Source organism: Chroococcidiopsis sp. CCALA 051 (assembly GCF_003015105.1).
Classification (GTDB): Bacteria; Cyanobacteriota; Cyanobacteriia; order Cyanobacteriales; family Chroococcidiopsidaceae; genus Chroococcidiopsis; species Chroococcidiopsis thermalis.
In genome coordinates this window covers 1-13883 of the sequence record NZ_PYCI01000163.1, presented here as the reverse complement: position 1 = coordinate 13883, position 13883 = coordinate 1, and the positions used below count along the sequence as shown (strand labels likewise).

At 42.9% G+C, this 13883-nt stretch carries 11 protein-coding genes; 7 read left to right on the top strand and 4 right to left on the bottom strand.

What is annotated here, in order from left to right:
- The first annotated feature begins 351 nt into the window (after positions 1-351).
- The gene (locus C7Y66_RS26850) at positions 352-2436 is read left to right on the top strand and encodes an iron uptake porin (protein WP_106547939.1); all 2085 of its coding nucleotides are present in this window, start codon (positions 352-354) and stop codon (positions 2434-2436) included.
- A gap of 51 nt (positions 2437-2487) precedes the next feature.
- Here C7Y66_RS26850 and C7Y66_RS26845 read toward each other — a convergent pair whose 3' ends face one another.
- Positions 2488-3099, bottom strand: coding sequence for a glutathione S-transferase family protein (locus C7Y66_RS26845; RefSeq protein WP_106547938.1), 612 nt, complete (start codon positions 3097-3099; stop codon positions 2488-2490).
- 176 nt (positions 3100-3275) lie between these two features.
- On the opposite strand from C7Y66_RS26845, the gene C7Y66_RS26840 reads away from it, so the two are divergent.
- The gene (locus C7Y66_RS26840; RefSeq protein WP_041462551.1) at positions 3276-3938 is read left to right on the top strand and encodes an SOS response-associated peptidase; all 663 of its coding nucleotides are present in this window, start codon (positions 3276-3278) and stop codon (positions 3936-3938) included.
- Positions 3939-4133: 195 nt separating this feature from the next.
- Here C7Y66_RS26840 and C7Y66_RS26835 read toward each other — a convergent pair whose 3' ends face one another.
- On the bottom strand, positions 4134-4850 hold the full coding sequence (locus tag C7Y66_RS26835) for a heme oxygenase (biliverdin-producing) (RefSeq protein WP_015155947.1): 717 nt from the start codon (positions 4848-4850) through the stop codon (positions 4134-4136).
- Between the two features lie 93 nt (positions 4851-4943).
- Here C7Y66_RS26835 and C7Y66_RS30695 point away from each other — a divergent pair, with 93 nt between their 5' ends.
- Entirely contained in the window at positions 4944-5126 is a 183-nt protein-coding gene (locus C7Y66_RS30695; protein WP_146149890.1) for a hypothetical protein, read from the top strand.
- 47 nt (positions 5127-5173) lie between these two features.
- Positions 5174-6004, top strand: a complete 831-nt coding sequence (locus C7Y66_RS26830; RefSeq protein ID WP_106547937.1) for a sulfurtransferase — start codon at positions 5174-5176, stop codon at positions 6002-6004.
- Between the two features lie 79 nt (positions 6005-6083).
- Here C7Y66_RS26830 and C7Y66_RS26825 read toward each other — a convergent pair whose 3' ends face one another.
- A complete protein-coding gene (locus C7Y66_RS26825; protein ID WP_106547936.1) occupies positions 6084-6959 on the bottom strand; it encodes a hypothetical protein in 876 nt (291 codons plus the stop codon).
- A 581-nt stretch (positions 6960-7540) separates the two neighbouring features.
- Here C7Y66_RS26825 and C7Y66_RS26820 point away from each other — a divergent pair.
- Positions 7541-8572 carry a FecR domain-containing protein gene (locus tag C7Y66_RS26820; protein WP_106547935.1) on the top strand — a complete coding sequence of 344 codons (1032 nt, stop codon included), beginning with the start codon at positions 7541-7543 and terminating at the stop codon, positions 8570-8572.
- 66 nt (positions 8573-8638) lie between these two features.
- On the opposite strand, the gene C7Y66_RS26815 is transcribed toward C7Y66_RS26820, so the two are convergent.
- Complete coding sequence (locus C7Y66_RS26815) at positions 8639-11044, bottom strand: serine/threonine-protein kinase (RefSeq protein ID WP_106547934.1); 2406 nt, start codon at positions 11042-11044, stop codon at positions 8639-8641.
- A gap of 560 nt (positions 11045-11604) precedes the next feature.
- On the opposite strand from C7Y66_RS26815, the gene C7Y66_RS26810 reads away from it, so the two are divergent.
- Together C7Y66_RS26810 and C7Y66_RS26805 are read left to right on the top strand one after the other, a co-directional pair.
- Positions 11605-12129 (top strand): NYN domain-containing protein, encoded by a 525-nt coding sequence (locus C7Y66_RS26810; RefSeq protein ID WP_039714205.1) that lies wholly within the window; start codon positions 11605-11607, stop codon positions 12127-12129.
- 65 nt (positions 12130-12194) lie between these two features.
- Positions 12195-13811: a 2-isopropylmalate synthase gene (locus C7Y66_RS26805; RefSeq protein WP_199197662.1), complete on the top strand. Its 1617-nt coding sequence runs from the start codon at positions 12195-12197 to the stop codon at positions 13809-13811.
- The last annotated feature ends 72 nt before the right edge of the window (positions 13812-13883 follow it).

Here is a 13883-nt window from a genome sequence, read left to right as displayed (position 1 = left end):
TGTAGATCTAAAACTCTTTAATCTTCCGAATTTTAAAAACTACGATGCTTTTTCACAATTCGCTTAGACTCGCTATATTTGCCAGCTCATTTCAAATCCTCTCATCTGTAGGGTGGGCAATGCCTACCCTACCCTAATCTGTTTTTCTCAAAGAATATTACAAATAAAAATTAAGATTTTTAGTTAATTGGATTGTATATTATCGCGATCGTGTCATTCTAGCTTTTAAGAAATAAAATAATTTTATTTGCTTAGGGTCAGCACCGAGTTTCAACAGAAGTTTGCTCAAGCTTCTGTAAGTTTTCTATGCCAAATTAAACGCCTTGAATTGTGGATCAGAGGGAAGTAACTGTGAGGATCAAATCTACTTTTTCCATATTTTCCATCTTGCTATTGACAACACCCATAGCTGTTTCTGCTCTTGTATTTAAAACAACCGCAGTACATGCAGGCGAGACAGATATAGCAATATCTCAGCCAACTCAAATAACATCTCAATTATTAAAAAAGTCTGAGGCAAACCGAACTAGTGCGGCTACCCTAGCGCCTCTAGCACCAGCAACACCGGATACAGATTTCAACTATACAGCTCAACAAATTCAAGACACATCTTCGACACTGGCACAAGTCACATCCGTATCTCAACTGTCAGACGTGCAACCAACTGATTGGGCGTTTCAGGCATTGCAGTCTTTAGTAGAACGCTATGGAGTCATTGCAGGTTATCCTGACGGGACTTTTCGAGGCAATCGTGCCATGACGCGCTACGAGTTTGCCGCAGGTTTGAATGCAGCTATGGATCGGATTAACGAACTGATTACGGCTGGTTCGGCAGATGTCGTCAGCAAAGAAGATTTAGAAACCCTAAATCGCCTGCAATCGGAATTTAGTAGTGAATTAGCAACTTTGCGGGGTCGAGTTGATGCTTTAGAAGCGCAAGCAGCCGAGTTAGAAGCCAATCAGTTCTCCACGACTACCGTTTTAGGTGGAGAAGTTATCTTTGGTGTAGCCAGTGCTTTTGGCGGCGATCCCCCTGGAGGATGTAGTCTTTTGCCAGACAATATTCCACCTTTTAGCGATCGTAACAATAATGACGAAGTTGACTGTATAGATCGCAGAGATCCAGACAAGAATACAGTTCTTGCTCATCTAATTCGTTTGGGGTTGGAAACTTCATTTACTGGAAAAGACCGTTTGCGAACTTACTTAGTCACAGGTAATTTTGATGGTGGTGGTTTTACAAGTGCCGAATCACTCAATACATATATGGCACGACTATCGTATCAGGCAGGTTTAGAAAATGATGTCATTTTAGATTTACTAGAATATCGATTTCCTGCCTTTAACGATCGCGTCGTTTTTAGCGTCATTCCTTTTGGTTTTAGCCTGAGTAACGTACTTTCTGCTAACTCAGCTTATTTTGACACTGGCAGAGGCTCAATTTCTCGCTTTGGCGAAGCCAGTCCCATTTTCAAGCTTGGTGGCGTATTAGATGCAGGAGCAGGTTTTGACTGGTTATTTGCCAAAAATGCACGGCTACAAATAGCTTATGGTACTGGAGGAAGTAACAATCCCGACAGTGGAGTTTTTGGAGCAGACCGCAGCGCACTAGGCGTGCAATTGTTAGCAACCCCAACTAACAACTTGATTACTGGCTTAACTTATGTGAATGCTTACACAAATGATGGAACCTTGGGTACATTTACAGGTAGCGTCAATGCAGAGACAAATGGTTTATGGTCTGATTCATCTATTCCTCCGGTAGGTCGCAATATACTCGATCCAAATCGACCTTCTGGCTTTGACCCATGTTGTGGAGTATATCTTGGTAATGCACCTGCTAAAACTAACGCTGTCGGCGTTACTTTGCAATGGCGCGTGGCACAAAATTTAACCTTCGGTGCTTGGGGAGGATATATGTTTACCAATTTCTTAGAAGAACTCCCTGACGACGAACGTTTCCGTCAACCCGTTCCGATTGGCATTGGAGCTTCTGCTGGGAAGAAGCCTTTTGCTAACGCTGCTACCTATCTATTTTCTATGGGTTTGTCCGATCCGTTTGGTAGGGAAGGAGATTTATTTGCCTTCCTCTTTGGTATGCCACCAAAACTAGTTGATGCGGGACCCGAAACGCCAGGTACACCCGTACCTTTTTTTGAAACTTCTCGTAGAGGTGAATCAGAAGTCCCTGTAACTGATAATAACCGTAACTTAGATACTGTAGGAATTGAACGTAATCGAACTACAGATCCGCTACCAAGGAGAGTAGGAGTGAAAGATGAAGCAACTTCACTGCACTTTGAAATGTTCTACCGTTTCCGAGTCAGTGACAATCTGTTCGTTACTCCAGGTGTGGTTCTCGTGACTAACCCAGGTCATATTGAAGATAACAACGATATTTGGTTAGCAACTATCCGCACGACTTTCCGCTTCTAATTCTCCTTTCAATCGTAGGGTGCGTTAACAACGCACCCCAAAACAATAATGTCAAAATTGTTGTTGCGTAATTGGAATATAATTCGGTTGAGCTTTAACTCGCTCTATCCAGGCTTGAATTGCTGGAAACTGAGATAGATCGAAACCTCCTTCATCGGCAACGTGAGTATAGGCAAATAAGCCAATATCAGCAATAGAATAGCGATCGCCTACAAAAAATTTCTGCTGAGTTAAATGTTGTTCCATCACTCCAAGCGCAGCATAACCAGCTTGACGTTTCTGTTCTATCGCTTCCCGATATTCATCTGCTTTACCAAGTTCCGTAATCCAAAATCTAGGAGTAGCAATATTAGGTTCGTGACTGTATTGCTCGAAAAATAACCATTGTAAAACTCGGGCGCGGAGCAATTTATCAGCAGGCAAAAATTCAGTATCTTCGCTAAAATAGAAGAGAATAGCATTCGATTCTGCTAAAAAATCTCCCGATTCCAACTGTAAAACTGGAATGCGTCCATTAGTGTTTTTCTTGAGAAATTCTGGAGTACGACTTTCACCTTTAAGAATATTAATTTCTACTCGCTCAAAGGGAATCCCAAGCTGAGTTAACAACAGCCGAACTTTATAACCATTCCCCGAAGGTAAAAAATCATACAACTTAAGCATGACTTTCGTTGGGTAGAAGACGAAACGATTATAAAGAAGTAAAAAGAAAAAAGTAAAAAGTCAAAATCAGTTATCAGTGACTAGTGGAACCAGTGACAAAAATTGAGTCTGTTCCCACTAGTCCCCAGCCACTAGCCACTCACCAACTACCAATTACCCATTACCAAAATAGTTTTATGTGTGGTAGATTTACCCTCAGCCAACCAGCAGAAGCGATCGCCTCTACCTTTCAGCTTTCTTTAATTCCCGAATTAGCCCCACGATATAATATTGCACCTACTCAACCAGTCCCAACCATTTTATCAGATGGCGATCGCCGTCGATTTCAAATGTTACGTTGGGGTTTAATTCCCTCATGGGCAAAAGATGCATCGATGGGTGCAAAAATGATTAATGCTAGAGCAGAAACCGTTGCTGAAAAACCCGCTTTCCGTTCTGCATTTCGTCGCCGCCGTTGTCTAGTTGTTGCCGATGGCTTTTACGAATGGCAGTCACAAAAAGGCAAAAAACAACCCTTTTATTTTCGCTTACAAGATGGGCAACCTTTTGCTTTTGCAGGTTTGTGGGAAACTTGGCAAGCACCAGACGGCGAGAAAATTGATTCTTGCACTCTTCTGACGACAACAGCTAATTCTCTTTTGCGATCGGTTCACGACCGGATGCCTGTTATTCTCAAACCAGAAGACTATAACCAGTGGCTCGATCCTCAAATTCAAGAACCAGACGAGCTACAACCATTGTTACAGCCATACTCGTCAGAGGCAATGGTTTCATATCCCGTCAGTACTAAAGTCAATAAACCAACTAATGATTCACTAGAGTGTATTGATAGTTTGTAAGTGTGTAATTCATCGAAGATGTAGAGACGTTACATGGAACGTCTCTACATCTTCAACAGCAGACAATCCTGAAGACACGATGACATTTTTATCACCTCATCCCCAGGATTGTTGTGGTTGTCATTTGTCAATTGTCATTTGTCACTTGTCATTTGTTATTTATCAGACCAATGACCAATGACTGATGACCAATAACTAATTGCTAGTTGCTAGCTCGGTATTACCACGATTACGACGGCGAGTTAAGCTGTTGAATAACATAACACCGATCGCTTTGATCAAATTACCTTCTAATTCGTTAAACATCTTCATGTTCATGCCAAAAGCAGCATTAGCTTCTTCAACGATGCGATCTGCTGTAGCTTCATCAATTGGTAATTCGTCTAGTCTTTGTCGATAGGTGTTTTTAAATTGCTTTTCATCAGAAATTTCAGCAAATTCATAGAAAGCAGTGCCTTGCCCATCCGCAAGATTCATCGCTCTTTGAGCAATACCTTTGAGGATTTGTCCGCCAGAAAGATCGCCCAAATAGCGAGTATAAAGGTGCGATATTAATAGTTCTGGGGCAGTATTAGAGACTTCCCGTATCCGCTGCACGTAAGCTTCTCCAGCCGGAGATAAACTAATTTGCTCGCGCCATTGGTTGCCGTAATAATACTTTAGGTCTTGCTCCAAGCTGCGCTGGCGATTCAATTCCTTGAAGTACATCTTTGATAAAATAGGGTGCTGTTGATGCCGCTCCATTTCTTCTTCCATCGCCGAGTAGACGAAATAGAGATTAGCAACCAGCTTGCGGTAAGAAGTTGGCTCTACTACTCCTTTTAAAAAACACTTGACAAAACCAACATTTTCTGCCATCGTGTGGGCTTTTTTCGTCCCTTCACGGAGTTTTGTTGCTAAATTACTGCTCATGCTAAATTTCTCAACTTTTATAGTCAACTACTACCAACAAAGTTTGCGAGTGTATTTAGTATTCCACCTAAATCGTTACAGTAGAACGATTTGATGAGAAAATTTGTTAAAAATTCTAAAGAAGGGGAGTCGGTAGGGGCGCACAACTGTGCGCCCGTACAGGGGAGTCGGTTTGTAGGGACGGGTTTTGAGCGAAGATCGATTGCCCTCAGCATGATTCTTTTGCTAAACCCGCCCGTACGGGAGTCGGGAAAGGATTTAGGGTATAGGCTGTAGAGAGAATTAAGAATTATTTTTGACTTTTAACTTTTGACTTTCGCCATATGAATCACAGCGTCACTGCCGCATGGCTTTACGAACATTTAGCAGATCCGCAAGTGGCGATCGCGGATTGTCGTTTTTCCCTTGCCGACCCGCAACTCGGAAGACAAAAGTATCAATCGAGTCACATCCCTGGCGCTTACTATCTAGATTTAAATGGGGATCTTTCCAGCCCAGTCGGTCAGCATGGCGGGAGACATCCCTTACCAAACGTAACAGAGTTGGCAGTAAAGCTATCGGCGATGGGCATAACTTCCCAAACGACAGTGGTTGCTTACGATGATTCCCGATTGGCTTTTGCGGCGCGGCTGTGGTGGCTGCTACGCTATTTAGGACACGAACGAGTTGTCGTGTTAGATGGAGGGTTTCAAGGGTGGCTAGCGGCTGGTTATCCGGCGACATCCGATATTCCCATAGCAAAAGCTGGTGAGTTTATCCCCAAAATTCAATCGGGGCAAGTTGTGGATATGCAAGCGGTAAAAGCACGCAAAGACTTGCCAGGAGTAATATTAGTCGATGCGCGAGAAGGCGATCGCTATCGTGGCGAACGAGAACCGATAGATCCAGTTGCGGGTCATATCCCAGGCGCAGTCAATTATCCCTGGCAAGAGGTAACAGACGATCGCGGCTACCTCAAGCCTGTCACAGAACAACAGCAGCGCTGGAAGGATCTAGATTCATCATCAGAAATTATTGTCTACTGTGGTTCTGGCGTGACTGCTTGCGTCGATTTACTCTCGCTAGAATTGGCAGGATTTTCTACAGGTAAACTTTATGCAGGCAGTTGGAGCGATTGGATTAGTTATTCTGAGGGAGTAGGGAGTAGGGAGTAGGGAGTAGGAAAAGAGAGCTGAGGGAGCTGAGGGGGCTGAGGGAGCTGAGGGAGAAAAATCATCAACTACCAATTACCCATTACCAATTCCCGATATCAAATGTATAATTCACGCTAAAAAATGAATTATCAAAACCAATATTTGGATCGGAGGAATTGCCAAAACTCACACCACTTTGAAAGCTGATTTGGCTTCCACGCGATACGGCATAAATTACGCTACCGAGGATTAGGTGGTAGGTATCATCGCGATCGCGTTGCGTGAAATTTGATAAAGCGAGTAGATATTCTAAACTGAGCTGGAGGCGAGGGCTGATATAGTAAGCTAGTTCTGTAGATAAAGAATTGATCGCGCGACTGCGGGTGTCTGGTTCGGCAAATCCTAGACGAAATTCATAGACTGAATTTAACCACAATTTATTTGTTATTTTATCTTGGCGCTGGAGGGCTAGACGTAGAGCGTGTTCGTTCAAAAAGCGATCGCCTGTCTTGGCATCAAATAAATATTGATTGTTCCAGCCAATTTCACCAAACATCCGTGGTGTAAGTTTTTGGCGTAAAATTGCCCTTAACCTTAATTTATTGTAATCAGCTCGGTCGTGTTCTCTATACCGAACTAAACCACCATCAATTGCCGTAAACAAACTTGTTTTCGCTCCTAGCTTGGGCGCGATCGCAAAAGTTAAGTTAGTGGAAAATAATCCATCATCAATTGCATCAACTGCGGAAAAAATATTAGTTCCTTGGAAATAGCCAACCTGCCCTAGTAAATGTGCGATGGGTTCGTCAGGAGGAGACTGTAATTTTTGCTCTTGTAAACGCAGAACTCCTAGTTCTGGATCTCCTATTTGTTCGTTTTTGACTAAAGTGCGATCGCTTAATGTTGTTGCTGGTGATGGTGCTTTTTCATCCTTTAGAGGGGCAGCAATTATTGGATTTGAAGAAAAAAAAAGCAAATAGTGCTACTTGCCATGCTTAAGATCAAGCTAGCTAGTACTGAACGATGAAAATCACAGCTACGTGGGTAGACTCCGCTGACACTAGTTTTTGAGTTCCCGCAGGCGAACTTCGTTTGTGTAAGCATGAATTCACTCCGCCTGGGCTGTTGAATTGTAAATTTAAGTTTAAACACGATAGAGACAAAAATTAATAATGCAAATAGTTGCGATCGCAAAAATTTATCTAGCTCTCAGTTAATCCTTAAGCTCCTAGATCGCACATCAAGATTAGTTGAAAAAAATATCAATCTATAACCGCAAAATTACGGGATTCATGAAATTAAGTTAAACTTTCAACTCAGAAGAAATACTCAATAGCAATTCATAGGCTAATCCTATAGCAATCATAAATGAATCGTGAAATCGATTGTCCGTGTAGAGACGTTACATGTAACGTCTCTACACGGACTTGGTGTAAAACTAACAGTTACCGTATAAATCCTGTTTTTATTTGCTTGCAATTTGGGCATTCTAAATAATTGAAGTACTTCGACACTTGACTGTTAACCATTAGATATTGACTACCAATTCTTAATTACATGTCTCACCGATTCATTCTTTTCATCTCAATTTTGCTATGGGGTGCGTCTACACTACCAAAGGCAGCCCAAGCAAATACGGTTTTAACACGCGCTGAAATTAAAAGCCTACGCAATCTCGTACAATTAATGCCTCAAAGCCAAGCTGCTCGTCCAGCAAAGGTAGCTGATGGGATAGTTCCTGGGGATGCATTATCTACAGGTCGAGAGGCACTGGCAGAGCTACGTTTTAATGATGGTTCTTTAGCAAGAATTGGCGAACAAGCGCTATTTCAATTTTCTGCTCAAAATCGGAATTTAAAACTATCAAATGGTACTGCATTACTGCTGATTCCTCCCGGTCGAGGTACGACAGAAGTATGGACACCAAACGCAACAGCAGCAATTCGCGGTTCTGCATTGTTTATTCGTCATATTGCCAATAGTAAGACTACCGTAGTCGGCGCATTAACAAATAGCCAGATTGAAGTCGTTAATCAAAAAAACTCTCAACGACAGGTATTGAAAGCAGGTCAAATAGCAGTCGTTGTTAAAGGTAAAATTACAGCGCTTTATAACTTCGATTTAAAAACATTTTATGAATCGAGCGATTTAGTAAGTGGATTGAATCTCAATAAAAAAAGCGTGACTGCCACTGATATTGCGATCGCCCAAGTACAAGCTGAAACGAGTGCTGCCGTTGCCGCGCAGTCACCGCTAACGGGTGAAGAAATCATTGTTAATCCTAGTTTTGTCCGTAGTTCAGAATCGCCGTCATCACCTTTACAACAAAGTAGTCATAATTTACGGATTAACACTTCTGATTCGACTACAGACTTGATTGACAACGGTACAGTCATTCTCGATCACTTGGAAATTTTACCTGACAATTCTGAATCTGCTTCAGATAATGATTCAAGTCCGATAGGCGATCGCGATGGTTCTACCAAAGATGAAGATCGTCATCCCGATAAAGATAATAATGGTATTGGTGATGGGAACGGCGGTGGCAGAAATAATAACCCTGACAAGAAAGATAAATCTCGAAAATAAATCTCAAAGAGATTATTGGCAATTGAGAATTAAATCAAAAGAGACGAAAGATCGCCAGAGAAAGACTTACACTTTCTCTTCTGAATCAACTTCTTCTACAATTTCTACTGTATGAGATGATGCCCGCCAAAATACCGTACTTGCTTCTAAATCTTCTGAGTCAACTTCTGCGGGGATGGCAACAGCTAGTAAGTCATCGCGATTGCCAAAGTTATCATTATTAGTACTATCAGTACCAGTTAAATTTTGTAGCGCAACTAAAGCTTCTGAGGCTGATTGATAGCGCTGCGTATAATCGTACCGTACCATTTTACCGATAAAAGTTGCTAACTCCTGGCTCACTTCAGCTTTATCTAACCACAGTACCTCACCCGTTTGCGGGTCGAGTTGAAGTTCGTGAGGTGCAAATCCCGTTAAGGCTTTAATTAATAACATGCCGACTGCATAAATATCGCTGCTGTAGAAAGCACGACCTGCGGTTTGTTCGGCAGGAGCATAACCTAAAGTGCCAATGCTAACTGTCAAGTTAGTTTGCCCAGTTGTTAGCATTTGATTGCTAACTTGCTTGACAGCACCAAAATCAATGATGACGAGTTTGCCATCGGAGTGCCGTCGCATAATGTTGCTAGGCTTGATATCGCGGTGAATTGTCTTGCACCTGTGAACGAATGCCAGGATTGGTAGTAAATCTTGCAGAATCGCGATCGCGGTGATTTCGCTCACGGGTTTTCCTGGTCTGAGTTCCCAACTGAGGGGATGTCCGTCGATCAACTCTTGGACTAAAAAGAATTCTTCACCTTCTTCAAAATAGGCAAGTAACTGGGGAATTCGGTCGTGTTTACCTAAAATTTCTAAGGTTTCTGCTTCAAGTTGAAACAACCTGCTAGCCATTTGTAAATGCTGGGGATGATTGCTAGAAGGTTTCATTCGCTTCACAACACAGAGAGGTTTGCCGGGACGTTGTAAATCTTCTGCAATGTAAGTTTCACTAAACCCACCAGAAGCTAAAACTTTGGTAACTTGGTAGCGTCCGCTGAGAATTTTTCCCGCCGTAACTAATTCGTGTGGCAGTAATTTTTGGATCTCGTCTTGTTGGTTGTCTACCTCTGGGGATTCTAAAACAGTGGTATTTTCTGTAGCAGCAGGTTTGAGTTGAATTGTCTGGCGGCGATCGCTCATCGTTGCGATCGTCAAGTAAGAACCACCACACAACACAATTGTTAACATCGGCACGGCAGTGGGTAAGATCGAGTACTGATGTGTAAAGACGGCGTAACTGATACCACCCCACGCGATCGCAATTCCGATTGTCCATCCTAGTTGAGAGCTGAAGCACTGAGTTTTTGCTAGCACAATTGTCGTTCCAGCGGCTAATAGCAACACCAACAACCCCTGGAAAAAAGGATTGGGAATTGCCAAGGCGATCGCTTTTTGTTGTAACCGCGTGGCGATCGCATTCGCTTGAATCTCTACCCCTGGCATCGGCTTGGGATACAGCCAGCTGTAGGAAAAAGGTGTTTTGTGAAAGTCTTGCAGCGAAGCAGCTGTTGCGCCAACAATCACAATCTTATTCTGAAAATAACGCCCCTGTTGCAGATATGTGTTCCAATTCTCGGTATCGAGGACGTGCCAAAAAGGGATATATTCAAACGTCCCCGCAGGTCCATAGAAATAAATGCGATCGCCTTTAGAGGAAGTAGGGGCGCACGGTTGTGCGCCCCTACAATTACGAATCGAAGATGCCACCGCTTGCTCAAAAGAGGGCATTTCTACCCCCATAGCCGCATAATTATCAAATTGCTGTTGATATTTTGTTGCCAAACTTAAAGGAAATTCGCTAGAAAATCTGTGAATTTTGCCATCTAACTCTAGGGGGAAATTGACAAAACCAACTGACATTGGCTTCGTCCACAAGAAACGAACTGGTTTGGTTAGCTGAATGACATTACCTTGGCGTAATTGCGATTGCTCGTACTCCGCTGCTAAGGTGACTTTACCAGCGTAGCGTTGTAACACTCTTGCAAATTCGCGATCGTCTGTACTTCCATAACTGCTGGGAGATGCGAATACTATGTCTAAAGCAACAGCACGCGCTCCTGCTATCATTAATCGATCGATCGCTTGAGCATAAGCAAGTCGCTGCCAGGGCCAAGCTTGCAAGGGCTTGAGAGCGGCATATTGTTGAGGGTTAGTTTGATAGTATTGTTGAGGAATTGATAAAGATTGCTCGTCAATTGTCAGGATAACAATATCCTCTGGTGGTACAACAGCGCCCCGAATTTCAAAAAATAGCGCCTGGGTTTGGTACTCCATCATTTGTACTAATGTCCCATTAGTGGCTGTAGCTACTGCCGCAGCCACTCCCCAAAATCCAGATATGAGTCGATCCCACTGGAAAGATCGTAAAGACTTACTCTTCTGAAGCAGCGATGGTATCTTTTGTACATCGGACAGTGTACGATCTTGTCCCATATAGTTATGTCAGACTGGGAGTTAGAGGATAGGGACAGTCAGCAGGGGGCTTCTGATTTGGTAACTTTCAAGTTGCGACTAGTTACCATACACTAGACAGCCCAACTTAACTCTACCGATCGCCCTAGTTTCTATTTTGACTGCCTGACCCTACTAGTTTAGAGTTCCCTATCTAGGAAGAAAACCTGTCTCATCCAATCGGAATTTATGAGAATTTTAAGCACGATCTGGCAATTTCTGCGATCGCCAACTGTCGATCTTGGCAACTACGTTCGGTCTGAACTGTGGAAACTACCAACCAACTGATAAAATTAACTGCGAATTTAGTTAATTTAAAGGTAAATGTTAAAAATAGGTGTTGCGCTTAAGCTAACCTGGTAAAGGTTTAGCAAGCATGGTTTAACCTCTAAGACGAGAGGCTCACTAAAACTTAGGAAGGGTAAATGTAAAATCGATTGAGATCTATAGCATACAATTCATAAAATGATGCATAAAAAATTGTTATAATTGAGAATTCGACGTTAAATAGTTTTTGGAAAATTTTTAGGTATTAAATTTCTATGCCTTGTTCTATGATGAACCGTCTGTCTATATTTGTAGACGGGAACAATATGTTCTACGCACAACAGAAAAATGGTTGGTTTTTCGACCCGCGAAGGGTGCTGGAGTACTTTAGGAAAGAGCAACCAGATACAGTACTAATTAACGCCTTTTGGTACACTGGATTGAAAGATCCTCAAGATCAAAGGGGTTTTCGGGATGCACTCATTAGTCTGGGATACACCGTTCGCACTAAAATTTTAAAAGAGTACTACGACGATACCTCGGGTCGCTATTCGCAAAAAGCGAACTTAGATATAGAAATTGTAGTAGATATGTTTAATACAGTAGATCAGTACGATCGCGTAGTTTTATTTAGCGGTGACGGAGATTTCGAGAGAGCTATAGAATTATTAAGGTCAAAAAATACTCATATTACAGTTGTATCTACAGAAGGAATGATTGCAAGAGAGTTACGGAATGCTACCGATCGCTACATCGATTTAAATGATATTAGAGAATCCATTGAAAAAGCTGATTATTAGATAAGTGGTGCGTGGTACGTGGTGCGTGTTTTTTATACGATTACTAATAGCTAAAACAGGGATAAATGTCTGGTGAATCTATGGACAATCAATGGGGAACAGAGCGGGTCATAATTTTCGATACTACGTTGCGGGATGGCGAACAGTGTCCTGGGGCAACGCTGAACGTCGATGAAAAATTAGCGATCGCCCGTCAACTAGCTCGCTTGGGAGTGGACGTGATCGAGGCAGGCTTTGCCTTTGCTAGTCCTGGCGATTTTGAGGCAGTGACAAGAGTTGCCAAAGAAGTCGGAACGATTGACGGACCGATTGTTTGTAGTTTGGCAAGAGCAATCAAAGCTGACATTAAAGCCGCAGCCGAAGCCTTAAAGCCAGCCGCTAAAGGCAGAATTCATACATTTATTTCCACATCAGATATTCACTTAGAATATCAGTTGAAAAAATCGAAAGCCGAAGTCTTAGCGATCGCCGAAGAAATGGTGGCTTACGCTAAGTCTTTTATGGACGATGTGGAATTCTCAACTATGGATGCTACCCGCACCGATCCAGAATACTTGTATCAAGTTTTGGAACGGGCGATCGCGGCTGGGGCAACAACAATCAACATACCCGATACTGTCGGTTACACGACTCCGAGCGAATTTGGGGCATTAATTAGAGGTATTAAAGAAAATGTCCCCAACATCGATCGCGCCATTATTTCCGTCCACGGTCATAATGATATCGGTTTAGCCGTTGCTAACTTTCTCGAAGCCGTAAAAAATGGGGCAAGACAGCTAGAATGTGCCGTTAATGGCATTGGCGAACGGGCTGGAAATACAGCGTTAGAAGAAATTGTGATGGCGCTGCACGTCCGCAGGCAATACTTCAACCCCTTTTTAGGTCGTCCGGCAGAGTCAGAAGCACCGCTAACTAACATCGATACGCGGGAAATCTACCGCACTTCTCGCCTAGTTTCTAACCTGACAGGAATGCTAGTACAGCCAAATAAGGCAATTGTCGGAGCAAATGCTTTCGCTCACGAGTCTGGCATTCACCAAGATGGTATTCTCAAAAATAAGCTCACCTATGAGATTATGGATGCTGAGTCGATTGGTTTAACAAATAACCAAATCGTCTTAGGCAAACACTCCGGTCGCCATGCTTTTAGTTCGCGCTTGCAAGAATTGGGCTTTAACCTGTCAGAAACAGAATTAAATAAAGCTTTCTTACGATTTAAAGACTTAGCGGATAAGAAAAAAGATATTTCCGACTGGGATTTAGAGGCGATTGTCAACGACGAGATCAAAACGACTCCAGAAGTTTTTCATTTAGAATTAGTCCAAGTATCTTGTGGCGATTGCACTCGTCCGACAGCAACTGTCACCTTACGGACTCAAGATGGTGAAGAACTGACCGATGCAGCGATCGGCACGGGACCCGTGGATGCTATATATAAGGCGATCAATCGGGTGGTAAACGTCCCCAATCAGTTAATCGAATTTTCCGTCCAGTCCGTGACGGCGGGAATTGATGCAATCGGGGAAGTCACGATCCGACTGCGCTACGAAGATAAAGTCTATTCCGGTCATGCAGCAAATACAGACATTATCGTTGCTTCTGCCCAGGCATACGTCAACGCCTTGAATCGGCTTTATGCGGCATTGCAGCATCAACAGCAGCGCGATCGCTCGTTAGCATAGTTTTAGATCCTTCTCAACTCCGCTTAAAAACAATACGATCCCCCCAACCCCCCTTCATAAGGGGGACAACAC

Coding starts and splice junctions, on each gene's coding strand:
- C7Y66_RS26805 (WP_199197662.1), top strand. CDS start 12,195: ATGTCTGGTGAATCTATGGACAATCAATGGGGAACAGAGCGGGTCATA.
- C7Y66_RS26845 (WP_106547938.1), bottom strand. CDS start 3,099: ATGCTTAAGTTGTATGATTTTTTACCTTCGGGGAATGGTTATAAAGTT.
- C7Y66_RS26830 (WP_106547937.1), top strand. CDS start 5,174: ATGAATCACAGCGTCACTGCCGCATGGCTTTACGAACATTTAGCAGAT.
- C7Y66_RS26815 (WP_106547934.1), bottom strand. CDS start 11,044: ATGGGACAAGATCGTACACTGTCCGATGTACAAAAGATACCATCGCTG.
- C7Y66_RS26810 (WP_039714205.1), top strand. CDS start 11,605: ATGCCTTGTTCTATGATGAACCGTCTGTCTATATTTGTAGACGGGAAC.
- C7Y66_RS30695 (WP_146149890.1), top strand. CDS start 4,944: ATGAGAAAATTTGTTAAAAATTCTAAAGAAGGGGAGTCGGTAGGGGCG.
- C7Y66_RS26820 (WP_106547935.1), top strand. CDS start 7,541: ATGTCTCACCGATTCATTCTTTTCATCTCAATTTTGCTATGGGGTGCG.
- C7Y66_RS26840 (WP_041462551.1), top strand. CDS start 3,276: ATGTGTGGTAGATTTACCCTCAGCCAACCAGCAGAAGCGATCGCCTCT.
- C7Y66_RS26835 (WP_015155947.1), bottom strand. CDS start 4,850: ATGAGCAGTAATTTAGCAACAAAACTCCGTGAAGGGACGAAAAAAGCC.